The organism is Candidatus Krumholzibacteriota bacterium (assembly GCA_016931295.1).
In the GTDB taxonomy this organism is placed as follows: domain Bacteria; phylum Krumholzibacteriota; class Krumholzibacteriia; order Krumholzibacteriales; family Krumholzibacteriaceae; genus JAFGEZ01.
In genome coordinates, this window is sequence record JAFGEZ010000035.1 from 75,268 (window position 1) to 101,590 (window position 26,323).

At 65.4% G+C, this 26,323-nt stretch carries 22 protein-coding genes; 3 read left to right on the forward strand and 19 right to left on the reverse strand.

Features of this window, described 5'->3' with window-relative positions; genetic code table 11:
* Positions 1–106: 106 nt before the first annotated feature.
* A complete protein-coding gene (locus JW876_09435; protein ID MBN1885726.1) occupies positions 107–2,005 on the forward strand; it encodes a DUF2207 domain-containing protein in 1,899 nt (632 codons plus the stop codon).
* A 10-nt stretch (positions 2,006–2,015) separates the two neighbouring features.
* The gene (locus JW876_09440) at positions 2,016–2,588 is read left to right on the forward strand and encodes a LemA family protein (protein MBN1885727.1); all 573 of its coding nucleotides are present in this window, start codon (positions 2,016–2,018) and stop codon (positions 2,586–2,588) included.
* Here JW876_09440 and JW876_09445 read toward each other — a convergent pair.
* The 4 genes from JW876_09445 to bamA all read right to left on the reverse strand — a co-directional run bounded on the left by JW876_09445 (position 2,578) and on the right by bamA (position 14,002).
* Positions 2,578–4,740: a UvrD-helicase domain-containing protein gene (locus JW876_09445; protein ID MBN1885728.1), complete on the reverse strand. Its 2,163-nt coding sequence runs from the start codon at positions 4,738–4,740 to the stop codon at positions 2,578–2,580. The genes JW876_09440 and JW876_09445 overlap by 11 nt on opposite strands.
* A gap of 53 nt (positions 4,741–4,793) precedes the next feature.
* A complete protein-coding gene (locus tag JW876_09450) occupies positions 4,794–8,108 on the reverse strand; it encodes a PD40 domain-containing protein (GenBank protein ID MBN1885729.1) in 3,315 nt (1,104 codons plus the stop codon).
* A gap of 109 nt (positions 8,109–8,217) precedes the next feature.
* Positions 8,218–12,075, reverse strand: a complete 3,858-nt coding sequence (locus JW876_09455; protein ID MBN1885730.1) for a translocation/assembly module TamB domain-containing protein — start codon at positions 12,073–12,075, stop codon at positions 8,218–8,220.
* Between the two features lie 10 nt (positions 12,076–12,085).
* Positions 12,086–14,002, reverse strand: a complete 1,917-nt coding sequence (bamA, locus tag JW876_09460) for an outer membrane protein assembly factor BamA (GenBank protein MBN1885731.1) — start codon at positions 14,000–14,002, stop codon at positions 12,086–12,088.
* A 109-nt stretch (positions 14,003–14,111) separates the two neighbouring features.
* On the opposite strand from bamA, the gene JW876_09465 reads away from it, so the two are divergent.
* Complete coding sequence (locus JW876_09465; GenBank protein MBN1885732.1) at positions 14,112–14,471, forward strand: hypothetical protein; 360 nt, start codon at positions 14,112–14,114, stop codon at positions 14,469–14,471.
* Between the two features lie 25 nt (positions 14,472–14,496).
* On the opposite strand, the gene rseP is transcribed toward JW876_09465, so the two are convergent.
* From rseP to JW876_09540, 15 genes are all read right to left on the reverse strand, one after another.
* On the reverse strand, positions 14,497–15,837 hold the full coding sequence (rseP, locus tag JW876_09470) for an RIP metalloprotease RseP (protein MBN1885733.1): 1,341 nt from the start codon (positions 15,835–15,837) through the stop codon (positions 14,497–14,499).
* 10 nt (positions 15,838–15,847) lie between these two features.
* Complete coding sequence (locus JW876_09475) at positions 15,848–17,011, reverse strand: 1-deoxy-D-xylulose-5-phosphate reductoisomerase (GenBank protein MBN1885734.1); 1,164 nt, start codon at positions 17,009–17,011, stop codon at positions 15,848–15,850.
* 41 nt (positions 17,012–17,052) lie between these two features.
* The gene (locus tag JW876_09480) at positions 17,053–17,904 is read right to left on the reverse strand and encodes a phosphatidate cytidylyltransferase (GenBank protein ID MBN1885735.1); all 852 of its coding nucleotides are present in this window, start codon (positions 17,902–17,904) and stop codon (positions 17,053–17,055) included.
* Positions 17,901–18,668 carry a di-trans,poly-cis-decaprenylcistransferase gene (uppS, locus tag JW876_09485; GenBank protein ID MBN1885736.1) on the reverse strand — a complete coding sequence of 256 codons (768 nt, stop codon included), beginning with the start codon at positions 18,666–18,668 and terminating at the stop codon, positions 17,901–17,903. The genes JW876_09480 and uppS overlap by 4 nt, the downstream gene beginning before the upstream one ends.
* Before the next feature lie 30 nt (positions 18,669–18,698).
* On the reverse strand, positions 18,699–19,259 hold the full coding sequence (frr, locus tag JW876_09490; protein MBN1885737.1) for a ribosome recycling factor: 561 nt from the start codon (positions 19,257–19,259) through the stop codon (positions 18,699–18,701).
* Positions 19,260–19,268: 9 nt separating this feature from the next.
* Positions 19,269–19,982 (reverse strand): UMP kinase, encoded by a 714-nt coding sequence (locus JW876_09495; GenBank protein ID MBN1885738.1) that lies wholly within the window; start codon positions 19,980–19,982, stop codon positions 19,269–19,271.
* A 92-nt stretch (positions 19,983–20,074) separates the two neighbouring features.
* Positions 20,075–20,677, reverse strand: a complete 603-nt coding sequence (tsf, locus tag JW876_09500) for a translation elongation factor Ts (GenBank protein MBN1885739.1) — start codon at positions 20,675–20,677, stop codon at positions 20,075–20,077.
* Between the two features lie 38 nt (positions 20,678–20,715).
* Positions 20,716–21,522 (reverse strand): 30S ribosomal protein S2, encoded by an 807-nt coding sequence (gene rpsB, locus JW876_09505; GenBank protein ID MBN1885740.1) that lies wholly within the window; start codon positions 21,520–21,522, stop codon positions 20,716–20,718.
* A 107-nt stretch (positions 21,523–21,629) separates the two neighbouring features.
* Positions 21,630–22,022, reverse strand: coding sequence for a 30S ribosomal protein S9 (gene rpsI / locus JW876_09510; GenBank protein MBN1885741.1), 393 nt, complete (start codon positions 22,020–22,022; stop codon positions 21,630–21,632).
* Positions 22,023–22,071: 49 nt separating this feature from the next.
* On the reverse strand, positions 22,072–22,503 hold the full coding sequence (gene rplM, locus JW876_09515) for a 50S ribosomal protein L13 (protein ID MBN1885742.1): 432 nt from the start codon (positions 22,501–22,503) through the stop codon (positions 22,072–22,074).
* A 136-nt stretch (positions 22,504–22,639) separates the two neighbouring features.
* Positions 22,640–23,785 carry an S-methyl-5-thioribose-1-phosphate isomerase gene (mtnA, locus tag JW876_09520; protein ID MBN1885743.1) on the reverse strand — a complete coding sequence of 382 codons (1,146 nt, stop codon included), beginning with the start codon at positions 23,783–23,785 and terminating at the stop codon, positions 22,640–22,642.
* 1 nt (position 23,786) lies between these two features.
* Positions 23,787–24,206 carry a YjbQ family protein gene (locus JW876_09525; GenBank protein MBN1885744.1) on the reverse strand — a complete coding sequence of 140 codons (420 nt, stop codon included), beginning with the start codon at positions 24,204–24,206 and terminating at the stop codon, positions 23,787–23,789.
* A gap of 25 nt (positions 24,207–24,231) precedes the next feature.
* Positions 24,232–24,810, reverse strand: a complete 579-nt coding sequence (gene maf, locus JW876_09530; protein MBN1885745.1) for a septum formation protein Maf — start codon at positions 24,808–24,810, stop codon at positions 24,232–24,234.
* Between the two features lie 31 nt (positions 24,811–24,841).
* Positions 24,842–25,291, reverse strand: coding sequence for a D-tyrosyl-tRNA(Tyr) deacylase (locus JW876_09535; GenBank protein ID MBN1885746.1), 450 nt, complete (start codon positions 25,289–25,291; stop codon positions 24,842–24,844).
* A gap of 11 nt (positions 25,292–25,302) precedes the next feature.
* Positions 25,303–26,323: bifunctional (p)ppGpp synthetase/guanosine-3',5'-bis(diphosphate) 3'-pyrophosphohydrolase (locus tag JW876_09540; protein MBN1885747.1), on the reverse strand; the 1,021-nt coding region annotated here is incomplete at its 5' end.

Genomic DNA, 26,323 nt, shown 5'->3' on the forward strand with positions numbered 1-26,323 from the left:
CGCGTCCGTCGGCGGTAGTATTCGCGAAAACGATCGGCGCGCGGAGGCGAACTTCGAATTGACCGGACCGCCGCCAGGCCGTACCATCCGCACGAGGAGGTATTTCATGATGAGTGCGCATGAGGGGGCGTTCCGGTTACGCGGCGGGATGGGCGCATTCCATGCCGTGCTGATCGCGGCCCTCCTGGCCGTCTGTTGCCCCGGCCGGGCGCTCGCGGACGACGACAAGAGCTACCGGCATCCTGTGATCGACATCTCGATCCGTCTGTTGCCCGACGGAAGCGCCGAGGTCGAGGAGATCCGCTCCTTCCGCTTTCACGGCTCCTTCTCCCATGCGTTCATCGAGAGGGAGACGGAGGGGGACTACGGCTCGTACGGCATCGATTTCACCGGGGTCGAGGACGCCGATTCGGGCGAGCGGCTCCCGACGGTGAAGAGCCGCACGGCCGGCGCGGAACGCATCCGCTGGGAGTACAGCGCGCGTGACGAGACGAAGCGGTTCCGTATCAGGTACCGCATCTTCGGCGCCGTCCAGCGCTACGGCGACGCGGCCCAGTTCTACTGGAAGGTGATCGAGGACCGGCACGCCTCGATCGACCGCGTGCGGATCGCGATCCACGCGCCCTCGCCGAGCCCGGATCTCTTCAAGGTCTTCGTCCACAGCCCCGCCCGCCCGGGCACGCTCGATTTCCTCGACGACTTCTCGGAGGCGAGGATCGAGCAGACCAGGATCGGCCGGCGGGGGCATGTCGAGGTCCGTGTCCTCCTCGATCCGGCGATCTTCTTCGACTCCCCTCTCCTCGAAGGCCATTCCCTCGAGGACCTCCTCGCCGACGAGACGAGGATCGTCGATGCGCAGCGCCGCCGCCTCCGGGCGCAGCTCGCCGGCCTCTTCGTGGGCGCCGCCACCCTCATCGCCTTCATGATCCTCTATGTCGTCTTCTTCGCGCGTTTCGGACGCGAGCCGGCCGTTCCGTACGATCGCGTCTACGAGCGGGAACCGCCGAGGGACATACCCGCCGTCTATGTGCCGACGATCCTGACGCAGGGAGGAGTCCAGACGAGCGAATTCCACAAATCCTTCACCGCGGCGGTCCTCGAGTGCGCGCGCCTCGGATATCTCGTGATCGAGGAGACGCGCGAAAAGAAATTCATCTTCTCGCACGACGGCCTTCGTTACGTTGCGACGGAAAAGGGAAGGGCCCTTCTCCACGGCGGCGCCGTCGAGCCGGAACGCGGCGAACGGGCGCTCGTGCCCTTCGAGGAGGACGTTCTCCGCATCGTCATCCTCGAGGCCGGCGACGGCGCAGCGGCGACGAACGATGACATACGGAAATGGGCGAAGAAGACGCGCGGCGGGAAGACGGCGTTCCTTTCCTTCCTCGAGCCTCGCGCGAAGGAGCTCCGGCGGCATTTCGAACGACGGCACTTCCAGCTCGACGACCGGCGCAGCGCGAGGATGCGCGGCTGGTTCGTCGCGATCGCGCTCGCATTCGCCGCCATCGACATCTCGCTCTTCTTCGCCGTCATGCGCCATCCGGCGCTGATCGCGATCGGCATCGCGATCGGCATCCTCGGCCCCCTCCTCTCGATCCCCCTCGCCCGGTGGACGCCCGAGGGAGCGCTGGAGGAGAAGCGGTGGAAGGCCTTCCGCAGGTTCATGGGCGATTTCTCGGCGATGAAGGAGGCCGGCGCCGACATGCTTCCCCTGTGGGAACGCTACCTCGTGTACGCGACCGCTCTCGGCGTCTCCGACAAGCTGCTCGACAATCTCCGCGATCTCGCCACCGAGATGCGCGCCCCCATCCAGCCCGCCGTCTGGTTCCATCCCGCAACGGCTTCCGGCGCCCCCGGCGCCCAGTTCGCGTCATTCGAGGGGATCGCGACGACCTTCGCGAGCCTCCAGTCCCTTTCCTCGGCCCTGTCGACGTCGACGTCGACCGGCGGCGGATTCAGCGGCGGCGGCGGCGGTGGTGGCGGCGGCGGCTGCAGCGGCGCCGGTTGACGGAGAGCGCATGATCGGACCGACCGGCATACTCGCGTTCGTCATCATCGCGGCGGCCTTGTGGGTCGCCATCGTGTACAACCGGTTCGTCGTCATGATGAACCGCGCGGAGAACGGAAGAACGCAGATCGACATCGAGCTGCGGCGGCGCCACGACCTCGTGCCGATGCTCGTCGACACGGTCCGCGGGTACGCGTCGCACGAACGCGCGGCCTTCGAGCGTGTGGCCGAGGCGCGGTCGTTCGTCTCGAAGGCGTCGTCCGCGGCGGGCCGCGCGGCCGCCGAGAACGCGCTCGGCGGAGCGATCGACTCGATGCTCCTTCTCGCCGAGGCGTATCCCGGACTGAAGGCGAACGACCGTTTCATCCGCCTCCAGGAGGAGCTCGCCGGCATGGAGGACCGGATCGGATTCTCGAGGATGTTCTACAACGACGTCGTCATGAAGTACAATACGGCGCTCGACACCTTCCCCGAAATCATCGTCGCGCGCGCGTTCGGATTCGAGCCGGCGCCCTTCTTCGACCTCGAACGCGGAACCGGCCGACGGGAAAACGGGGCTCCTCCCGATTTGTTCAGGGAGTGAACCGGAAGTTTGCGTAGTTCGCGAGGAATTTCTTCGAGCCGTAGCCGACGAACCGGACGGTCAGTTTGAGATCCGCTCCGGCCCCCTCCACCTTCGTGATCGTGCCCTTGCCGTATGTGGGATGCCAGACGTCCCGCCCCTCCCGGTATCGCGACCGGGAGACCGCCGGCTCCCCGGGAGCCGGGGCCTCGGGCGCCGGCACCTCGTCGACGGCGCGGAAGAGATCTGCGGAATCGGCGGCGCCTCGCGACAACCCGGTGACACGGCAGAGCGACGCCGGTATCTCCCGAAGGAAGCGCGATGGCGCATTGTCGGTCCACGATCCGTACCGCATCCGGTTCGAGGCGGAAAAGAGGAAGAGCCGTTCCCTGGCCCGGGTCATCCCGACGTAGAAGAGCCGCCGCTCCTCCTCGAGCTCGTCGTCGTCGTCGCTGCTGGCGAAGTGCGGCAACAGCCCCTCGTCGAGCCCCGTAACGAGGATGGCGCGGTACTCGAGCCCCTTGGAGTTGTGCAGGGTCATCAAGGCCACCGTCTCCTCGCCCCGCAGCGCATCGACGTCGCTGAAGAGGGCGATCTCCTCGAGAAAGGCGGAAAGCGATTTGTTTTCCGACGCGTCCGCGAAACGGCGGGTCTCGACGCGGAGTTCGTCGACGTTCTCCTGGCGAATCTGCGCCGTCTTCGGATCCTCCATGAGATGGTCGATGTACCCCGATTCCTCGATGGCGGCGTCGAGCACGTCGTGAGCGGTTCCTCTCGCCGCGACGAGCCTGAGCTTCGCCATCAGGGCGGCGAAGATCGTCACGCGGTCGCGCTGTCCCCGCGGAAAGCGATCGAGGGTCTCCGGATCGGTGATCGTGTCGAGAAGACTCCGTCCCGCCGCCTCGCGCTCGATCCGATCCATCGTCACCTGCCCGATGCCGCGCCGCGGGACGTTCACGACCCGGCGGAAATTGACGTCGTCGTCCGGGTTCGCGACGAGCTTGAGATAGCCGAGGAGATCCTTGATCTCCTTCCGTTCGTAGAAACGGACGCCGCCGATGATCTGGTAGGGCAGGCCGCCCCGGCGCAGGGCGTTCTCGATGGCGCGGGACTGCGCGTGGGTCCGGTAGAGAACGGCGATCTCGTCGCGACGGCAACCGCCGCGGATCAGCGAAAGGATCGTCTCGCGCACCGCGTACGCCTCCCCCTCCTCGTCGTCGTCGTAGCGGATCTCGACCGGCTCCCCCCTGCCGCATTTCGACCAGAGCGTCTTCCCCTTCCGCCCGGCGTTGTGCCGGATGACGGCGTTCGCCGCCTCGAGGATGCTGTTCGTCGAACGGTAATTCTCCTCGAGCCTGATCGTCGTGGTGTTCTCGTAGACCCGGTCGAACTGCAGGATATTGTCGATCGAGGCGCCTCGCCAGCCGTAGATGGCCTGGTCGTCGTCGCCGACGACGAAGAGGTTGCGGTGGAGCGAGGAGAGCTGGTCGATCATGACCATCTGGATGCGGTTCGTGTCCTGGAACTCGTCGACGAGGACGTACTTGAATTGCCTGGCGTACCGCTGGCGGACCTTCGGATGCGCGGTGAAGAGTTCGACGACCCTGACGATCAGGTCGTCGAAATCGAAGGCGTTGCAGGCCGCGAGCCCCGCGGCGTATCGCTCGTAGATACGTGCCTGGTTCTCCTCGATCGGGTCGCCGGCGGCCTCGAGCGCCGCCGCCGGCGTGACGAGGGCGTTCTTCCAGCTCGAGATGCGGCCGCGAAGGGAGGACGGCGGATACTCGTCGGTCTTGAGACCCTTCTTCTTCAGGACGGCCTTGATGAGGGAGATTGAATCGTCCTCGTCATAGATGGCGAAGCTGTTCCTGAATCCGATATGGTGCGCCTCCCGGCGCAGGATGCGGAGTCCCGTCGCGTGGAATGTCCCCACCCAGAATGGCAGGTCGCGCTTCAGCGTCCGTCCGACGCGTCCGCGCATCTCCCCCGCCGCCTTGTTGGTGAAGGTGAAGGCGAGGATGCGTTCTGGCGGAATGCGTTTCTCCCTGATCAGGAAGGCGATCCGCTCGGTGAGGACGCGCGTCTTCCCGCTTCCCGCCCCGGCGAGCACGAGCACGTATCCCTCGGTGGCAAGCACCGCCTCCCGCTGCCGCGGGTTGAGCTCGTCAAGCATGAGGATATCCCTTTTCCCTCCCGTGAAAGCCGATGACGGATCGATTGACGCCGTCAGAACTGCGGCCCCAGGTAGAAGTGGAAGACCGACCCGCCTGTCCGGTTGAAATCGGTCGGCCAGCCGAACTGGAAGTTCATGATCAGCCAGCCCAGCCGCATGTAGAGCCCGATGCCGAAATCGCTGTAGAAATCGATGTCGTTGATCGTCGTCGGCTCGATGCCGGACGGGAGCGGCTCCACGTACCTCCCCTCGCCCCAGACGGCGCCCGAATCGAGGAAGAGCGTCCCCCCGACGTTCGTGAGGGCCCACTGCGCCGGCCATCCGAACACGAGGGCGTCGATCAGCGGGTAGCGGTATTCGAGGTTGAAAAGCATCATGCGGGGACCCTGGAACTGGAGATAGTCGTACCCGCGCATCGTCAGGGGGCCGCCGAGGAAGAAGAAGCGCCGGTCCTCGCCGGTCGAGACCGAGCCGATCGCGCGGAAGGCGAGATAGTTGCGGTAGAAGAGGGGCAGGTACTTCCGGTAATCGGCGAATGCGGTCGTCCGCGACACGTCGTCGCCGGAGAAGGAGAGGCCGCGGGAGACGCTCAGCATGTACCGCGTCCCGATCACCGGCCCGAAGGAACCGAAGTACGCCGAATCGTGGACGAGCGTCAGCGCGGGCTGGACCAGGCGTCTCGTCGATTTCTCCCCGGGTACGTAGACGTATCCCGAGACGGATGACGGATCGTACGCGTAGTAGTCGAAGAACTCCCTTTCGCTGATGTAGGCCTGCAGCTCGAGATCGAGCCGGGTGAACGTCGAGAAGGGGAAGCTCGCCGATCCGAACGCGCCGTAGTTCCGTTCGGTGAAGTACCGGTAATCGTAGAAGGTCTCGCCGATCGACGAGATGCGCGAGTTCAGGTAGTTCTTGAACTGGAAGATGCCGAAGGAATAATCGATCCGTTTCCGGAGATAATGGTAGGCGAGCATCATGTCGCTGTCCTCGAGCGACCGGTAGATATTGAACGCCACGTAGATGTGGTGATCGCCCATGAGATCGCTGAAGGCGATCTGGTTCATCAAACCGAAGCCGTACCCCGTGGAGAAGAAGAGCCCCATGCCGTTGCCGATGTAATCCGGTTTGAACTTGAGATGGTAGGGCTGGACCGTGCCCACCTGCGACCGCATCCGCTCTCGGATCGCCTCGAGCGTGTCGGGATCGATGTCTTTTTCGCTGTCCTCGTCGACCGAGACGGCCGGCCAAATCCTTCGATCGCCCGGCGCGTCCGGCGGATCGAACGGCAGGCCGCCCCTCACGACGCCGGTGAACCGCAGCCGCTTCGCGATCCGTTCGTCGACCGCGCCGGGACCCGGGACGCTCGGCCATGAGACGGTGTCGGGTTCCGCGACAACCGCCGTGTCGGGCGAACCGGGCACCCCGTCGTTATCCGGGACGGCCCGCGCGACGTCCACGTCGCCCGTTTCCGGCGCGGCGTCCGGGCCGGAACGAGGGGAGAACGAAGCCGCCGTCTCCTCGTCCTCCGTTCCGGAAGCGACGATCGAATTTCCCGTCGACCAGGATTCCTTCGACTTGTCGGAGAAGCTGTCCATCATGAAGAGATCGTACCCGGCGTAGGAGAAGGCGGAGAATACGAGCCGATCCTTTTCGTGCGAGTAATCGGCCTGCTGGATGCCGCCGAGGACGTCGGTGAAGCGGTAGTAGCTGCCGAACCGCAAGGAGCCGCGGTAGAGGTTGAGAATCCCCTCCTCGTCGGAGACGAAGATGATCTCCTCTCCTCCCGGAAGGACGATTGGCGATCGATCGTCGCCGGACGTCGCTATGAGCTCCCGCGTGCTCCCCGTCGCGACATCGACGCTCCAGATGTCCCCGCTCGAATGCTCGACGTTCTCCGGGGCGAAGAAATCGATGTTCGCGATGCGTTCGATCCCGAGACTGTCGGGAAGAAAGACCGGGTCGACGGCCGTCCGCCTGACGCGCGTGTACGCGATTCTGTCGCCGCCGGGGAACCATCGCGGTTCCTTCTCGTCCTCCACGTCGTCGGTGACCTGCCTGAGCGTGCCGGCGCCGATGTCGTACACGTAGATGTCGGTCTGTCCGTGGTCGGTGCCGACGACGGCGATGCGCCCGCCGTCGGGCGACCAGGCGGGGCTGTGGAAGAAGTCGATCGGAAGCGCGATCTCGTCGGTGATATCGCCGCCGGGCACGCTGAGCACGAAGAGTTTGTCCCGTCCATTCGACTTCGCGACGAACGCGATCGACCCGCCGTCGGGACTGAAGGAGAGCAGGGACCGCATCGACTTGATCGACTCGAACTGCGTCGACATCTGCGCCTGCAGGAGGCGTTTCTCGACCTTGCCGGTGAGCGCGTTCATGAGGTAGATCGCGTCGAGCCCCTTGCGGTCGGAGTAGTAGACGATCCAGTCCCCGTCGGGCGAGAAGGCCGGCTTCGTGTTCATGAAATGATGATGCTTTATATGGTCGGTGAGCCTGCGGCCGAACTCCTCGGGCTCCTTCTTGTCGGCGTAGAGCGGCCAGTAAAGCCGCCGCAAACTCTTCTTCCAGTCCTTCGTGAGCTGCTCCGTGCCGATGCCGATCGTGTTCCGCAGGGCCAGCTCCATCGAGCGCTGATACCGGAGATGCTCCATGATCTCCTTGACCTTCCGCAGCCCGTACGTCTCTGCGATGTAATGTATCGCCGACTGCCCCGCCTTGTAGTTCATGTACCCGGACGCGTAATCGAGGTTGTACGGAAGGTAGTCGAAGACGGTCGCGTCCCGCATGTACATCTCGACTTCCTCGTCGTAGCCGGCCGAGTAGAACTCGGAGATCCCCTCGGCGAACCAGAGCGGGATCCGGAAGAGGAGACCGCGGGAGAAGACGGACTTGAGGAGGGACCCGTAGATGATGTCGAATTCGAAGATATGGATGAGCTCGTGCACCGCCGTGTGCGCGAAGTCGGCGTAATCGCCCCCGAAATGCAGGACGATCCGCTTGCGGAGGGGCTCGGCGAAGGCCTGCACCCCCTCGGGCAGGAGCTCCCAGGTGACGTTGGTCTGCTGGAAGTCGGCGTGGCTCCCGTAGAGGATCACGGGAATGCGCCAGGATATGTTGTGTTCGAAATCCTCGGCGAGCCCGATGTAGCCGTCCTCGAGGATCACGGCGGCGCGGGACGCGAGGTCACGGTATCCCTCGGAGAAATGGATGTCGAAATGGGGCGTACGGAGGATCCGCCAGTCGAATTCCTTGTACTGCACCTTGTTCTTGCCGAACCACCACGCCTGGCCGTTCGCCTCCCGGGGAGCAGGCGCAAGGAGCGCGACCGCCAGGACCGCGGCGGCGGCGATTCGTCGTGTCGATCCCATGTGCATCCCTCTTCCGGGCGATCCGTGCCCGTCTCAAAGATAGGCCCGCTCCGGCCGGCCCGGCAAGGGTTTTCGGGGATGGAAGGCCTCGTTCAAACCCCCGGGGCCGCTAGAACTCCCAGCGGAGCTTGATGTCGAGATTGACCTCGTCCGAGCTCCTGCGGCTCTGGCCGGGGAGGACCTTCTCCGAGTGCCTGATGATCTCCGAACGGAGGAGTATCCGCTTGCTGATGCGGTACTCCACCTCGATCTGCCGCGCCGTCGATATGGAGAGCCCCTGCTTGTACTTGACGTAGAGCCCCTCGGAGAGGTACTTGCCGATCGCGACCATCGTCTCCTGTTCGGCCATGCCGTCCGACCCGGCCGTGCCGCGCGACTCGACCTCGATCGTCACCCCCTCCATCTGCGAGTTGAGGATGCGCTCTATGTAGTTCGCGGCGAGATTCTGCGCCGTCGAGAGCGCGTCCCAGCTCGCTCCTTCCCCGCCGCCCGATTCGACGACGCCGCCGCCGAGCATCTTCCAGATATCCGTCTCGCTGTACCCCGGGTCCTCGTGCGTGAGGGTGAGAATGGGTTCGACGTCGTCCTGGAGCCAGGAAAGGACGAGATAGATCCTGCGCCCCTCCGGATCGCGCGTCTCCGCCTCGATGTTCACGACCGGCCGGAAGCTCGCCGCGTGAACGAACCTGAGCGTGCCCGAGGTGACCTGGAACTTGTTGTTGTACACGTTGTAGTATCCGCGCACGAGCTGGAGCTCGCCCCGCAGGTAGGTGCCGCGCCTGTCGTGATGTACCGTGACTTCCCCCTCGAGCTCGACGTTCGCGTCGTCGCTTCGCAGCCAGGTATTTCCCCGGATGTCGAGATCGACCTCCGCGATCCACGAGGAGGCGATCTCCGTCACGCCGCCGTCTCCGCCGAGTTCCCCGAGATCGTAGTAGACCTCGGCGCTGTTGACGACGAGATCGCCCGTCAGGCGCGGAACCATCCGCTCCCCGAGCATGGACGATCCGAGCTCGATCCTGCCCGAGACCAGGGCGATGACGTCGGGGAAGCTCGCCACGAGGAACTCCTCGAGATCGACCGTCAGGTCGTACCGGTGCGGACGCCACCCGTGGAGCGTGATCGTCCCGCGCCCGTCGAACCGGCCCTTCTGCCCCTCCCGCCCGTCGAGACGGTGGACGGTCACCGTCGAATCGCTCAAGGACACGCGCGCGTTCACCCCGGCGAACCGTTCCTCCATGCCGGCGAGGCGGAAAAAGGCGTCGTGCAGCGACATCTCGCCGACGATCACCGGATCGTCCGGCGATCCCCCGATCCGCAACCCGACGGAGAATCGTCCCGAGGCCTCGGCGAGAAGATCGGTCACGCCGATCAGGGTGCCGAGTCGCCCGTCGTCGAAGAAGAGTTCGAGCGCCATGGACCGGTCCGCGTCGACGGCGTAGAACCGTTCGAGGCGCCGAAGGGGGATCGTCCCGTCGAACGAGCCCCCGCCCGCCCCGAGGGCGATCGTCCCGCCGAAGGCCAGACGCCCCTCCTCGATGTGCACCTCGAGTTCGACCTCCGGGACCACGAGGGAGGATATCTCGAGGAGTCGGACCCCTCCGACGAGTCGGATGCGGGGATGCAGCAACGAATCGACGATGGTGGCCCGTCCCGTGAAAACACCGCTCTTGACGGGAAGAGCCGGAGCCAGCGCGAGAAGGGGTCGCAGCTCGAGATCCTCGCAACCGACCTCGAGATCGGCAACGGCGCTGCCGACGTTCCATCCGCCCTCCCCGTCCCTGCCGAGTCCCTCGATCGTTCCGCGGGCCGACAACCCGCCGGAGAGTGAAATGACGGCGAGGGTGTCGAGACGGAGCGTGTTCCCGGAGAACCTGCCGACGAGACGCGCCTCGTCCACCTCGACGGTGTCGATCGTTCCGCCCTCGACGCGCACGTCGAATGCGACGTCCGGCCGGTCGAGGCTGCCGCGCAGCCAGATTTCTCCGCGGGCGCGGCCGTCGATCGGCGTATCGAGGATCCCCGCCCGGTCGAGGAGGGACATTCCGAACCGCTCGAAAAAGATCTCGCCGTCGAGACCGCGAGTCCGGAGATCGAGGACCCCGTCGGCGTAGATCGCGCCGAGCTTCGAGTGCAGCTGGAGATCGTCGAAGACCATCGAGGTGTCGGTGACCGTCACGAGAAACCGGCCGCCGCTCGTCCAGCTCTCGTCCAGCGCGTGCAGCGAGACGTCGCGGAAACGGATCTCGTCGTCGGACCCGCGCCCGGTCACCTCCCCCCTGATATCGCTCTCGACGCCCCTTCTGCGCAGGTAGAGGCGCTTGACGGTCGTCACGTCATGGTAGTAGTCGAGAGAGAGATCGTATCCGTCGAATTCGAGATCGCCGATCGCGAGCGAATCCCCGGCGACGTCGAAGAGCACCCTGTAGGAATCCCTTTTCTCCACGGCGAGCTTGAGCGTGCCCGCGTGGATCGTCGCCCCCTTGTAGGCGAGGTTCCTGCAGGTGCCGTTCATCAGGAGCCGCCACGAATCCAGCGGACCTTCCCAGAGACCGTTCAGGCGCACGTCGGCGCGGTACTCCTCGATGCCGAAATACCCGAAGACGGTGTCTTCCCGGGTTGCTTCGACGTCGATGAAGAGCCGGACCGAATCGCCGCCCGCGATCGATCCGTGGGCGCCGATCCGGTGTCCCGGTCCGACCATCTCGAACCGGTCGGCGAAGAGCGTGTCCCGCGCCCACGAACCGAGAAAGACGCCCTCATCGAAGGGAAGTCCCCGGAAATGCCCGGGGCCGAGCCCGAAGGAGAAGGCGATGTTTCCGGTCTCCGTCTCGTACCGGATGAGCGCGCGGCCGTTGAAGGAGGTCTCGGGAAGCTCGGTATCGCGGACGAACCCGGCAGAGAGATCCAGGTTCTCCACGTCGAGATCGAGATCGAGCGTGCCGGGGGCACTTCTCAGGAAAACGCCCTTTCCGGCTATCCCGGCGCCGTTCAGCACCCCGTCGCAGGACAGGATATCGACCATCCCGGGCACGACGACGACGTCCAGATCGAGTTCGTCGAGGGCGAACCCCGAGAGGATACCGTTGAGCGTCCCGGCGACCCGGATGCTGTCCGGCCGGCCCCGCACGAGAAGGCTGCCCTGGAGTTCCCCGAAGTGCCCCGTCTCCATCCGCAGGGCGAGGGCGATCTCCTCGATGTCGATCGGCTCCGCGTCGATCCGTGCGTCGAAACGCACCGGGTCGAGATCGACCGTGCCCTCGAGCAGGAAGGAGGACTCCTCGAGATCGACCCGGAGATTGTCGAGAAGGATGCGGCTGCCGCGCCCCTCCCCCCCGCCGACGAGGGCGATCCCGCCGCTGAGCGACCGTACTGACACGATCCCCGCCAGGTCCTGCCCGGATCCCCCGTCGAAATGCGCGACGATGCTGTCCGGACCGGCGCGAAGGCGCCCGGCGGTCTCGATGCCTCGCAGCACGTGCGCCCGGTTCTGCTCCTGCACGATCGCCTGCCCTCCGCGGATGACGAAGGCGTCGACGGCGAAGGAGGCGCCCTCGCCTCCGCCGCCCGGCAGGATCCACGCGCCGGTCGAGTCGGGTTTTATCCACAGGTGCGGTTTGTCGAGCTCCAGGAACTCGATCCGGGCCGTGCCCCCGAGAAGGTCCATCGGCGAGTAGCGGACGGCCATGCGCTCGATGCGCAAGAGGTCGAACGAGAATTCCGGGCCGTCGTAACGGACCAGCACGTCGGAGAACTCCACTCCCTGGAAGGGATTGCCCGTGATGCGCTCGAAGCGCAGGGAGAAGGGCGTGCCGCCGAGCAGGGAGCGCGACACCATGCGCGACGCGGTGCTGGCGAAGAAATCCGTATGGACGAAGAGGAGAAAGAAGGCGATGAACGCGACGACGATACCCGAGAGGAACCCGAGCGCCGAGGTGAGCCTCGATTTCAACAGCCGCTTGACCACGCGCCGCTCCTCAGAAGATCTGTCCGAGGCTGATGTGCACCCACGAATCGTAATCCATCTCGGGGGTCCGCTTCATGGGAAACCCCACGTCGAGCCGCAGGGGACCGACCGGCGTGTTGAGACGGAACCCGAAGCCGACGCTCGTCCGGTAATCGAGCGCGTCGTTCTCCTTCTCGTCGCCGTACGGGGCGAACCGGTCTATCCTGATCTCGTCGAGGGAACGCCAGACGTTCCCGCCGTCGAGGAAGGCGGCCATCCCGAGATTGTACCGGGAGAGCCAGGGGATCGGGAAACGCAGTTCGAGGTTCGTGAGGAGCAGGATCCTTCCTCCCATCGGCTCGTTTCCGTCCCGCAGGGGACCGAGCGAGTTCTCCTTGTAGCCCCGTACCGAGTTGCCGCCCCCGGCGAAGAATCGGCTTTCGATCGGCAGCCCACCCTCCTCGCTCTTCCCGAAGGGATCCGCGTACCCGGCGCGGACACGCCACGCGAGAACCGTTCCGGCGGCGAGCCGCCGGTAGCTCTGATAGGCGGCGACGAGCGACCAGTACTCGTCGTCCCCGCCGAGGAACCCGCCGCTGTAGCGCGCCTGCGTAGTGACGTAGTTCCCCTTCGCGGGATTGAAATAGAAATCGCGCGTGTCCCGCGTGAAGTTGAGATCGAGGGACCGGCGGCGGGAACTCTCCCGCTCGTCAACGACATCGAACCTCCTGATCCGCTCGAACACGTAGCTGCACAGGAGCGTCGTCTGCCGCGAGAACCGCCTCGAGACCGTCGCCGTCGCGCTCGTCGCCTTGACGATCGCCGGCTCGACCGTCGCGTCCCGCTCGTACGACGCGCCGATGGAGAAGGTGTTCCACGTGCCGAGGACGTGCGGGAAGTTCAACTGTCCCTCGTGCCTGAGGAACTTGTTCCTGAGATCGAGCTCGTCGAAGGAGAACCGGTTGTCCGGAAAGAGCTGGAACGCGTAGGAACTCTCGACGTTCAGCGCGAGTCCGCTGCCGAGGAGGTTGCGCTGGCCCCACTCCGCGAACACACGGCTTCCCTGAACGTTCCCGACGCCGAATCCCGTCTCGATGAAGCCCATCCTCCTCTCGCGCACCTGCAGGTTCAGGTCGACGGTGCCGCCCCGTACGTCGAGGTCGACCGGTTCGATCTCCACCGATGTGAAATACCCCGTGTTGTAGAGGTTCTGCTTGGACTCCAGCACCTCGCCGAGACGAAAGAACTCGCCCCGTTCGAAGGTCAGCTCCCGGGTGATGAGCCCTTCCCTGACCTTGCGGTTGCCGCCGACCGCGATTGCGTCGATCCGCACGGGCTCCTGCGAATCGACCGACCAGGCGATATCGACGGCCGTCGAATCGACCGACGCGTCCCAGGTCGCGACCGCGCCGAGGTATCCGAGTTCGAAGTGCTTGCGCAGTATGGCGTACCGGTCGTTCTCGAGGAGATTCGGGTTATAGGGCGCCCCCTCGATGAGACGCAGGTCCTTCCGCACGTTGCGCGGGCTCACGAGATCGAATCCCTCGAAGGAAAGCGAACGGACCGTCGTCTGCGGCCCCTCGTTGACGAGTATCCTGATCGTCACCTCGTTGTCCTTCTCGTCCCGCTCGACCGATTCGATCGAGACCTGGGCATCGAAGAACCCGTTCTTCTCGTAGAAGGCGGCGATCGTCTGCACGTCGCGGCGGAGGAAATCCCGGCGGTACCGGGGCTTCCTGAAGATGTGGTAGAAACGCGATTCCCTCGTGCGCATCCGCTTCTTGAGGGTCTCGTCGTCGAAGGACCGGTTGCCGAGTATGAGGATGCGCCGGACGGTGGGAAGCTCGATGCCGAAATCCGCGGCGCCGGTCTCGCCCGGTCCGCAGAGGAGCAGGATCGCCAGGACGAACTGGACGAGCCGTCGGGATGCGATGATACGGAGATGCATTGCGATTGACAACACCCGCGCGGAGATGTACCGTTGCATCCTGCCGCCGGCACAGGACAACGGCCCGGCGCGACCGCTCACCGGCCGGACCGGACGACGAGGTGATCCCGTGAACGTTCGAGCGTATCCCGCATGTCTCCCGCTTCTCATCCTGGCCTTCGCGGCCGTCGTGGTCTCGTGCCACGGCCCTGCAGAAGAGGACGCCTCGCCGACGCTCACGGAGGACGAACGATATATCGTCCTTCTTTACATGAAGATAACCGAAATCGAAATGAATCTCCAAGACAATCCTGAGGAGCAGGGGAAAAAGTGGGACGAGCTGAGGACGGAGTTCGATCCCGCACGCATCCGCGCTGCCCTCGACGGGCTCGAGAAGGATCCCGCCCGCTGGGTCGCCGTCTACGAACGGATCTCCGAACTCACGCAACGCCGGAGGGACCGGCGGCGCGAGATCGAGGTCGGCTCCTGACGCCGGCGGATTCCCGCCGGCTCGCTCACCTGCCGAAGAGATTGAAGATATCCATCACGAAGATGAACGCGATCAGGGCGATCAGGATGACGAAACCCACCTGCGCCATGACGTTCTGCACCCGCTGATTCATTCGCCGCCCCGTCGCGAACTCCACGGCGAAGATGACGAAATGCCCCCCGTCGAAGGGCAGGATCGGCAACATGTTGAAGATCGCCAGGTTCAGCGAGAAGAAGGCGATGAAATAGACGAGGTAGTCGAATCCCCACCGGATCATGTCGCCCGCCATGATGCCCACGCGCAGCGGCCCGCCGACCGTCCGCACGGTCGCGTGACCGGTGACGAGCTTCACGAGGAAATCGACGATCGAGCGGAGCATCCCCGTGACCGACGCCATGCCGTGGCGGAAGGCGTCGGGGAAGGGCAGCCTGACCCGCTCGTACGGCGGCCCGATACCGATCCCTCCCACCTTCACCACGTCGAGTTTCTCTCCCTCCGAGGCGGCATCGATCCCCGCCGGCACGATCGTGTCGGTGCGAACCACCCCGGCCTGTTCCCACGTGAAGGCCATCGGCACGCCCGGGCGCGGGTGTATCCACTCCTCGAGTTCGGCGTAGGTCGTCACCGTCGTGTCGTTGATCGCGAGTATCGTCGCGCCGGCCCGCATCCCCGCCTTCCACGCCGGGGCATCCCGCTTGACGTTGCCGACCTTCGACGGCAGGGGGGCCCGGAGGCCGAGATCCCAGTACCCCGAGGAGTCGTCGAGGACGGGAGTCGCGGTGAGCGCCAGTTCATTTCCGCCGCGCCGGACGAGGAAGGAGGACGGAACGCCCGTCTCGAAGATCACGGAACGCTGGATGTCGTCCCAGAAGCGGAAGGTCTCGCCGTTGACGGCGAGGATCTCGTCGCCCGGGAGGAATCCGGCCTCGGCCGCCGGCGACCCATCGACGACCGCCCCGACGACCGTCGCGGGATTGACGTACAGGCCGTAGAACCAGCCCGCGAGGACGTAGATCAGGACGGCGAGCAGGGCGTTCATGAACGGCCCGGCGAGGACGACGCTCATCTTCCCGAGAGGATGCTTGTGCCGGTAGAGCCGATGCTCGGGCAGATCGGGCACGCCATCCTCGGGCTCGCTCTCCTCGTCTGGATTCTCGCCGGCGAACTTGACGTATCCGCCGAAGGGGAGGGCCGAGATCGCGTATTCGGTCTCTCCGACGCGCTTTCGCAGCAGTTTGGGGCCGAATCCGAACGAGAAGGTGATCACGTAGATGCCGTTCAGCTTCGCGACGATGAAATGGCCGAACTCGTGCACGAATACGACGATGCCCAGGACGAACAGGAAGGCGACGATCGTGAGCAGCATGTGACCTCCATCAATCGGTGACGGCACCCGCGTGCCGGGCGGCAAGAAAATCCCGTGTCCAGCGATCGGCGGCGAGAACATCCTCGATTTTTCTCACCGCCGCGGTTCGATGCGCCCCGAGAGCCTCCTCCAGCCAGTCGACGATCTCGAGGAATCCGATACGCCCGCGCAGGAAGGCGTCGACGGCGACTTCGTCCGCCGCGTTGAGCACGGCCGGCGCCGTCCCCCCCGCGCGGGCCGTCTCGAGCGTGAGCTCGAAGGCGGGATACTCCTTCAGAACGGGAAGGAATTCCAGCCGGCCGATCTCGTCGAGCGCCAGGCTCTTCCAGGGGAAATCGACGATCGCCGGATAGCGGAACGCCCCGAGGATGGGCAGGCGCATGTCGGGCGGCGCGAGATGAGCAATGAACGATCCGTCCCGCAGGCGGACGAGCGCGTGCACGATCGACTGCGGGTGGACGACGACGGAGATCCGGTCGTAGGGGAAACCGAAGAGCCAGTGCGCCTCGATCACCTCGAGACCCTTGTTGACGAGGGTCGCCGAATCCACCGTCACCTTCCGTCCCATCCGCCATGTCGGATGATCGAGCACGTCGCCGATCGAGACGGCGCCGAGCTCGTCACGGCTTTTGCCGAGAAAGGGTCCGCCCGAAGCGGTCAAAACGATCTCGTCGACATCCGCCTCGTAGCCGTGCAGGCACCGTGCCAGGGAGAAGTGCTCGCTGTCGACCGGAATGATCGCCGCCTTCCGCTCCGCGGCGAGAGCGGTGACCAGTCCCCCCGCCGTCACGAGGGTCTCCTTGTTCGCGAGGGCGACGTCGCACCCCGCATCGAGGGCCGCGACGGTCGGCTCCAGGCCGGATATCCCGACGAGTGCGTTCAGCACGAGATCCGGCCGGCACTCCCCGATAAGGTCGCCTAGGGCCCCGTCGCCCGCCCCGCGGAAGCGCGGCGCCGTTTCCGGATCGCCGGCGAGCCCGTCGAGTGCCTCCGTTCCGGCCATCGTGAACAGGGCGCCGGGGAAGAGGGCGAGCTGACGCCGCAACTCGGACGCGTTCCGCCCGGCGGCGAGGCCGACGATCTCCATCTCCGCGCCGGCGCGTTCGGCGATCTGCACGGCCGAACGTCCGATCGACCCTGTCGATCCGAGAATCAGGATCCGTTTCCTGGCCATCTGCCCGTTTCCGGGGCGACCGGCGTTTCGCCGGCCGCCTCCTAGTCGAGGATAAAGTATCTGAAGAAATAGTATATCAGCGGCGCCGTGAACAGAAGCGAGTCGAAACGGTCCAGCGCTCCCCCGTGTCCGGGTATCGTCGTCGAGGCATCCTTGATCTTCGCGTCGCGCTTGATCATCGATTCGACGAGATCCCCGAGCTGACCGATCACCGAGAAGACGATGGCGAGGAGGATCCCCTGGGCGACCGAGAGGTAATCCGCCGTGAACATCCTCGCGACGAGGATGCCGGCGATGGCGAAGGCGAGCCCGCCGAAGACGCCCTCCACCGTCTTGTTCGGGGAAATCGATGGAAGGAGCCGGTGTTTGCCGATCAGCCGGCCGACGGTGTAGGCCCCGGTGTCGTAGCACCAGGTCAAGATGAAGACGACGAAAACGAAGGATGCCCCGAGACGATAGTCGAGGCCCTCGACGTGCGGCAGTTCTCGCAGCAGGATGAGGTGGCTCCCGAGCCACGCCACGTAGAAGACGCCGAAGATCGTGACCGAGATATGATAGACGGCATGCCCCTTCTCCTTCCGAGCCAGTTCGAGGGTCGTCACCGCCACGAACACGACCGAGAGGAAGAAGTTCGCGTAGATGCCCTGCTGGAAGAAGACGTACCAGGAGAGGGCGAGGCCGGAGAGGATACCGATCCACTTGTACGGGCGGAGCCCCTTCGCCTCCATCATCCGGTAGAATTCCCACAACCCGACGAGGATCAGCAGGTCGATGAGGGCGAGGAAATACAGCCCTCCCCGCCTGACGATGATGACGAGGCAGGGAATGAAGATCGCCGACGCGATGATCCGCCACAGGAGGGAACCGCCTTGCACCCTGTTCTCTTTGCTCACGACCGTTCCTTCCCCCGCGGCTTCACGCCGCCGTACCGGCGCTCGCGGCCGAGATAGTCGCGGATCGCGCCGAGAAGGTGCGGTTCCCGGAAATCGGGCCACAGGACGTCGAGGACGACGATCTCGGTGTAGGCGAGTTGCCAGAGAAAGAAATTGCTGATCCGGAACTCGCCGCTCGTCCGGATCAGCAGATCGGGGTCGGGCAGGTCCGGCGCGTAGAGGTGTTTCGCGAAGGCCTCCTCGTCGACGGGCCCCGCCCCGGATGCGCCCCGCCGCTTTTCGTCGAGGATGCGGTTCACCGCGTCGACGATCTCGGCCCGGCCGCTGTAGCTCAGGCAGAGGTTGAGGATCATGCCGCGGTTGTCGGAAAGCTTGTCGATCGTCTCGTCGAGCGCCGCGCGCGTGGACGCCGGAAGCATGTCGAGCCTTCCCGAAGCGCGCAGGCGGATGTCGTTCTCGTCGAGCTCGAGGAATTCCGAGGCGAGGATGTTCCGCAGGAAGGCCATGAGCGCACCGACCTCCGCGCGCGGACGCTTCCAGTTCTCTATCGAGAAGGTGAAGAGCGACAGGGCGCCGACGCCCAGCCGGGCGCAGGTCCGCACGGCGGCGCGCACCGCTTCCCTGCCGGCCCGGTGGCCGTCGATCCGGGGAAGCCTGCGTTGCGTGGCCCACCGTCCGTTTCCGTCCATGATGACGGCGATGTGCCCCGGCAGGTCCGGGCGAGCGGACAGTTCGGCGATCTCCCTTTCAATGGTCGTATTCATATCGTCAACGGGCGCCGGCCCCAAGGAGCGTCAAAACTCCATGATCTCCTTTTCCTTCGCGACGACGAGCTCGTCCAGTTCGGCGATCGAACTGTCGGTGAGATCCTGTATCTCCTTGGCGCGCCGGTGATGCTCGTCCTCGGAGAGCTCGTGCGCCTTTTCCATCTTCTTGAGTTTCTCGTTGGCGTCCCGGCGGACGTTCCGCACGGCGATCCTCGAATCCTCGACGAGCTGCTTGACGGTCTTCACGAGCTCCTTGCGCCGCTCCTCGGTCAAGGGCGGCAGGGGGATGCGGATGAAGTTGCCGTCGCTCTGCGGATTCAGCCCGAGGTTCGAGGACTGTATCGTCTTGACGATCTCGCCGACGAGCGGCTTCTCGTACGGCTGGATCGTGATGAGCTTCGGATCGGGGATGGCGATGTTGGCGACCTGTTTCAGGGGGACCGGCGAGCCGTAGTAGTCGATTCTGATCGTGTCGAGAAGGGACGGGGTTGCCTTTCCCGTCCGTATCGACATGAGCTCGGTCCTGGTCATCTCGATCGACTTCTTCATGTGATCTTCAGCTTCGACGAAGATTTCCTCCACGTCCATGTCGTCCTCCTACCTGATGATGGTCCCGAGGGCCTCTCCCTCGATCACCCTCCTGAGGTTCCCCTTCTCGAAAAGGTCGAACACGATGACCGGGATCTGGTTGTCCCTGCAGAGCGCGACGGCGGTCGCGTCCATGACGCGCAGATCCCGTCGGAGAACGTCGGTGTATCCCATCTCGCCGATCCGCTCGGCCGACCGATCGGTCATCGGGTCGGCGGTGTAGACTCCGTCGACCTTCGTTCCCTTCAAAAGCGCCTCCGCCTCGGTCTCGCAGGCGCGCAGGGCGGCGGCCGTGTCGGTGGTGAAGAAGGGGTTCCCCGTCCCGCCGGCGAAGATGACGATCCGCCCCTCGTCGAGATGCCTGACCGCGTTGCGCCACACGTACGGCTCGACGAAGTGCTCCATGACGATGGCGGTCATCACCCTGGCGTCGACGCCGCGATCCTCGAGGGCCGACTGGAGCGCGAGCGCGTTGATGATCGTCCCGAGCATGCCCATGTAATCGGCGGCGACCTTCTTGATCCCCTGGCGGCACATCATCTCGCCGCGGAGGATGTTCCCGCCCCCGATCACGACCGCGATCTCGGCCCCGGTCTCCTTCGCTTCCTCGAGCTCGGCGGCGAAGGCTTCGACCATCCCGTGCTCGATACCGCTGCCCTGGCCCCCGAGGATCTCCCCGCTGACCTTGAGCAGCACCCGTCCCAGTCTCGGACGCTCCGTCATCGGCGCCTCCCCGTAAAAACGGGCGCAAGAGAGACGATCTCCTGCGCCCTACGTCATGTCACGACCGCAGTCATCTTCGCTCGCGTCTCCCGTCAGCTTGCAGCCTCCCCCAACTGGAACCGGGCGAAGCGCCTGACGACGATATTCTCACCCAGCTTGCCGATGACCGCCTTGACCACCTGCTCGACGCTCTCCTTGTCGTCCTTGATGTACGGCTGTTCGAGGAGAACGACCTCATGGTAGAACTTGCCGAGTTTGCCTTCAACTATTTTGTCGATGACCTTCTCGGGCTTTCCGCTTTCACGGGCCTGGTTGACGTAGATCTCGCGCTCCTTCGCGACCATGTCGGCGGACAGTTCCTCGCGCCGGACCACGGAGGGATTCGCCGCGGCGACCTGCATGCAGAGATTCCTGCCCAGTTCGCGGAAATCGTCGGTCCTGGCCACGAAATCCGTCTCGCAGTTCACCTCGACCATGACGGCCAGCTTGTCGCCGGGATGGACGTAGGTGAATACGCAGCCTTCCGATGCCTCGCGGCCTGCCCGCTTCGCGGCCTGCGATATCCCCTTCTCGCGAAGGTAGGTGATCGCCGCCTCCATGTCGCCGTTCGTCTCGATGAGGGCCTTCTTGCAGTCCATCATGCCGGCGCCGGTCCGGTCGCGCAGCTCCTTGACGAGTTGCGGAGTGATGCTCATCGGGGTCTCCTTCTATCTATCTTCATCCGGTATACGAATTACCTGTCGCCGTCCTTCGGCTCGACGGGCGGCGCGGACGCCGCGGGAGGAGCTTTGGGCCCCGGCTTCTTGCCGCCGCCTGCCGCGTCCTTTTCCTTCTTGTCGAGGAAATCCTTGTTCTTGAGATACCGGGAACGTCCCTCGATGACCGCATCGGCGAGAATCCTGGTGAAGAGCTTCACCGAGCGGATCGCGTCGTCGTTCGCCGGTATCGGGTATTCGGCGTCGTCCGGATCGCTGTTTGTGTCGACGAGCGCGATCACCGGGATGCCGAGCTTGCGCGCCTCGCGGATCGCGATCGCCTCCTTCTTGGTATCGAAGACGATGAGACACGAAGGCGGCTTCGTCATCCCCCTGATCCCGCCGAGCACCTTCTGGAGCTTGCCGTGCAGCTTTTCGAGGTCGAGCCGCTCCTTCTTCGAGAACTGCTCGATCCTCCCGTCCTTTTCCATCGCCTCGAGATCGTCGAGGCGGTCCATCGACTGCTTGATGGTGCGGAAATTCGTCAGCGTGCCGCCGAGCCACCGTTCGTTCACGTAGAACATGTCGCACCGCTCGGCGTCCTCGCGGACGCTTTCCTTCGCCTGGCGCTTCGTGCCGACGAAGATCACGGTCTTCCCCTCGCCCGCCAGATCGGTGAGGAACGAGTAGGCCTTTGTGAGATGATCGAGTGTCTTGCGGAGATCGATGATGTAGATGCCGTTCTGCTCTTTGAAGATGTAGGGCTTCATCTTCGGATTCCAGCGTCTCGTCTGGTGTCCGAAATGCGCGCCCGCCTCGAGCAGGTCCGTCAACTGGACTTCCACGTGGCATTCCTCCTTCGGTTCTGTCCTCCACCCCGCCGTATCCAGGCCCGAATCCCATTTCTCCGGGACACCGGGGGCCACCGGCCGGGATGTGCGTATTCCGCCGCCTAGCGCTTCGAGAACTGGAACTTCTTCCTGGCGCCCGGCTGACCGTACTTCTTGCGCTCCTTCTCGCGGGGATCGCGAGTCAGGAATCCGTGGGCCTTCAGGACCTTGCGGTGGGTCTCGTCGTGCATCTGGATCGCGCGGGCGATGCCGAGCTGCAGCGCGCCGGCCTGTCCGGCGATACCGCCGCCGTTGATCGTCGCCTTGATGTCGTACTTGTCGACGCTGCTCGTCGCCTCGAGCGGCTGCTTGACCAGCAACGTGAGACTGTCGCGCTTCATGTACCCGGCGAGATCCTCCCCGTTGACGGTAATCGATCCCTTGCCCTCGCTCAGATAGACGCGGGCGATCGCCGATTTCCGCCGGCCGACCGAATGGTACACCTCTTTCGCCAATGTACACCTCCCTTCAGCGTTCTAACGTTTCTTGCCGTTCTTCGCCTCTTCAGAAATCGAGCTCGCGGGGCTGCTGGGCGTCGTGCGGGTGTTTCGGCCCGACGTAGACCTTGAGCTTCTTGATGAGGCGTCTTCCGAGCCGGTTGTGCGGGAGCATGCCGCGAACGGCGTGCTTGATCACGAAGGTGGGATCCTTCTCGAAGGCATCCTTGTACGTCGTGATGCGGAGTCCGCCCGGATACCCGGTGTGACGCCAGTAGGTCTTGTCTTCCCGCTTGTTTCCCGTGACGTGGATCTTGTCCGCGTTCACCACGATCACGAAGTCCCCGGTATCCATGAACGGCACGTATCCCGGCTTGTCCTTGCCGCGGAGCACGGTGGCCACGTTCGAGGCGAGGCGCCCGAGCGTCTTCCCGGCCGCGTCGACCACGCACCAGCCATTCGTGAACTCCCCGGGTTTCAGCACCCTTGTCTTCTGCATCCTTCTCCTCCAGACAGACGTATCCCTCGTACAAATGTCTGAATATACACGCGTTCCCGGGGGTTGTCAAGGAAGATGAGCCCCCCCGTTTCGTCCTCCCCGGCGTTTCGGTTTCGCGAGCCCGGCGCGGCCCCCCTCACCCGGCGAGATACGCCGCCACGCCGGCCCTGTCGGGCCGCTCGATCAGCCCCCGCTCGGTGACGATCGCCGTGACGAGCTCCGCCGGCGTCACGTCGAAGGCGGGATTGTAGACGGCGGCTTCCTCCGGGGCCGTCCTCTTGCCGCCGAAGAACGCAACCTCTTGCGGGGAACGCTGTTCGATCGGGATCGACGCCCCGGAGCCGACCGACGGATCGAAGGTCGAGAGGGGAGCGGCGACGTAGAACGGCACGCCGTACCGGGCGCAGAGGACGGCGACACCGAGCGTTCCCACCTTGTTCGCCACGTCGCCGTTCGCGGCGATGCGGTCCGCGCCGGTTACCACCAGATCGATCCGGCCCGCGTCGAACAGCGAAGCCGCCGCCCCGTCGCAGAGCACGGTGACGGGGATGCCGCGTCGCGTCAATTCCCAGGCCGTGATGCGCGAGCCCTGGAGGAGCGGCCGCGTCTCGTCGGCGAACACCTCGAAACGGCGCCCGTCTTCCCACGCCCGGTAGAGTATGGCCAGGGCCGTGCCGTATCCGGCGGTGGCGAGCCCTCCCGCGTTGCAGTGCGTGAGGACGCGCGCCCCCTCGCGGACGAGCGGCGCCCCGTGGCTTCCGATCTCGAACTCGACCTCGAGCTCCTCCTCGTGGATCGCGAACGCCTCGGCGGGAAGGTCGCGGCAGAGCCGGACCGCATCCCCCGCCGCTTCCTCGACGACGCCCCTCATGCGGTCGAGCGCCCGGAAGAGGTTCGCCGCCGTCGGCCTCGTGCCGGCGAGCAGGCTGCAGGCGTCGAGGAGCCGACCGGCGAGGGTTTCGCCGTCCAGTCCAGCCGGCGGCGACACCTCCCGCCTGTCGAGGCGGTCGAGACGCCCCCGCCCGCCCGCGGTCTCGAAGGCGATCTCGAGCTCGAGCAGGATCCCGTATGCGGCCGCGATCCCGATGGCCGGCGCGCCGCGGACCCGGAGAGACCGTATCGCCTCCGCGACATCGTCGAGGCTCGCCGGAGCGATCGACACCTCCGCGGAGGGCAGCAGGGTCTGGTCGATGATTTGGAGCCTCCCGCCGCGGAAATCGACCGTCGGAAAGACGAAGCGGCTGCCGTCCCGTGCCCTCCCGTCCTGTTCTCTCGATGCCATGTCAGACCCCGATCACGCTCACGGTCACGCGCCTGCTGCGCGGCCGGTTGTCGAATTCCAGGAAAACGATCTGCTGCCAGGTGCCGAGCGTCATTTCCCCGCCGGAGACGGGCACGGTCATCGAGGGCCCCAGGAAAGCGGCGCGCACGTGGCTGAACCCGTTGCCGTCCCCCCAGGCGACATCGTGATGATAGCCGATCCCCTCGGGCGCGATACGTTCGAAGAGCGCGGGAAGATCGCGCAGGAGCCCCGGTTCGTATTCGATCGTCGTCACCGCCCCCGTGGAGCCCGGACAGAAGACGGTCAGCTGCCCCGTCGTGACCTGCGACTCGGCGAGTATGCCGGCGACCGCCGGGGTGAGATCGACGATCGTGCCGTCGCCGTCGGTCTCGAACCGGTGTTCTCCTTCGTGGACCTTCATCCGTCCTCCTCGTTCGACCGCTCCATCAACGCCGCGCCTCGAGCTCGCGGAACATGGCGAAGAGCAGCGAGACCGGCAGGCCGACGACGTTCGGATAGTCCCCCTCGACGCGCTCGACGAACGCCGCCGCGTGCCCCTGGATCGCGTACGCCCCCGCCTTGTCGAAAGGCTCCGCCGTATCGATGTAGCGCGCGATCTCCTCCCCGGACAGGGGCCGGAAGAAGACGGCGGTGCGCGCCGCGTCGACGAGCCTGACGTCGGGCGGGGCGACGATCGCGAGGCCGGTGATCACCTCGTGGCGTTGTCCGGAGAGACGGGCGAGCATGTCCGCCGCCTCGCCGGAATCGGCCGGCTTGCCGAGAGGCACGCCGCCGTGGAGCACGATCGTGTCGGCCCCGATGATCGTCTTCCTCGGACGGATCCGCTGCACGTCGACCGCCTTCAGTTCGGCCAGGAGCCTCGCCGCGCGCACCGGATCGTCCCACGAGACCTCGTTCTCGTCGACCGCCGAGGGGATCGTCTCGAATTCGAACCCGAGTCGGGAGAGTATCTCGCCGCGCCGCGGGGAAGCCGACGCGAGCACGAGGGATCGCTGTACGTCCATCGACAGGAAGGGGTTCATCTCCTCCTCTTTCTCACGCGTGCGCGTCCCGCTCGACGATCAGCGTGACCGGCCCGTCGTTGACGAGGCTCACGCGCATGCGGGCCTGGAAGACTCCCTCCGCCACGCGGGGCCAGTGGGCGCCGAGCATGTCGACGAATTGCCGGTAGAGCCTTCGGGCTTCCTCCGCGGGCGCGCTTTCCGTGTAGGATGGTCGTTTTCCCCTGCGGACGTCCCCGTAGAGCGTGAACTGGGACACTACGAGAACGTCCCCTTCCACGTCAAGGAGGGATCGATTCATCCGGCCCTCGCCGTCTTCGAAGATGCGGAGCTCGAGGCATTTCCTCGCCGTCCAGTCCAGTTCCTCGTTTGAATCGCCCTTCCGGAATGCGGCGAGCAGCAGTATCCCCGGACCGATCGAGGAAACACGCTGCCCGTCGACGTCGACGGACGCTTCGGCGACGCGCTGCACGACCGTGCGCATGGCCCTCCCTTCTAGACAGCCCGCGTGACGCTGAGCACGCTGTCGATCGCTTCGATCTCCCTCACGACGCGCTGCAGGTGGCCGAGATCGTCGATCGCCACGACGAGAACGAGGCTGAATTCCCCCTCGTGGATCTCGAACCGCCCGGAGCGCACCTCCGTTCCCAGTTCCTGCACCCGGCGGCTGATCTCGGCGACGAGGCCCTCTCTGTCGCGGGCGTTGACGACGAGCGACACGAGAAACCGCTGGCCGGGCACGACGTCCCACTCGACCTCGGCGAGACGCCCCGGCTCTCGCACGACCTCGACGTTCGGGCAATTGCTCCGGTGCACCGAAACGCCGCGCCCGCGCGTGACGATCCCGATGATCGGATCGCCGGGGACGGGCTGGCAGCATCGGGCGAACGAGACGAGGATATTGTCGATCCCCGCCATCCGGATACCGCGGACCGGGCGGCGCACCATGTCGCGGAGTCGCTCGACATCCATCTCCTCCGGCGCACGATCGGGCGGCGCCCCGGCGAGACGTTCGACGATCGACGCGATCGTGACTCGCCCGCGGGCGATGTCCGCGTAGAGATTCCGGACGCTGTCGCGTCCCGTCTCCTCCGCGATCCGCCCGAGTCGCTCTTCCCGCGGGAAGACGATGCGCCGCCTCCGGAGCTCTCGTTTGAGCGCCTCCCGGCCCGAGGATTCCTCCTGCTCCCGCGTCCTCGTGCGGAGCCACTGGCGGATCTTCTGCCGCGCGCGGGAGGAGCGGACCGTCGCCAGCCACTTCCCCGACGGCTCCGCGCGGGCGCCAGTCAGGATCTCCACCCGGTCGGCGTTGCCGAGACGATGATCGAGGGGAACGAGCCTGCCGTTGACGCGGGCCGCCTCGCACCGGCTGCCGACGTCCGTATGGACGGCGTAGGCGAAATCGATCGGCGTCGACCCGGCCGGAAGCCGCTTGAGCTCTCCCTTCGGCGTGAACACGTAGATCTCGTTCGCGAAGAGATCCGTCTTCAGCGCGTGGAGGAACTCGTTTGGATCG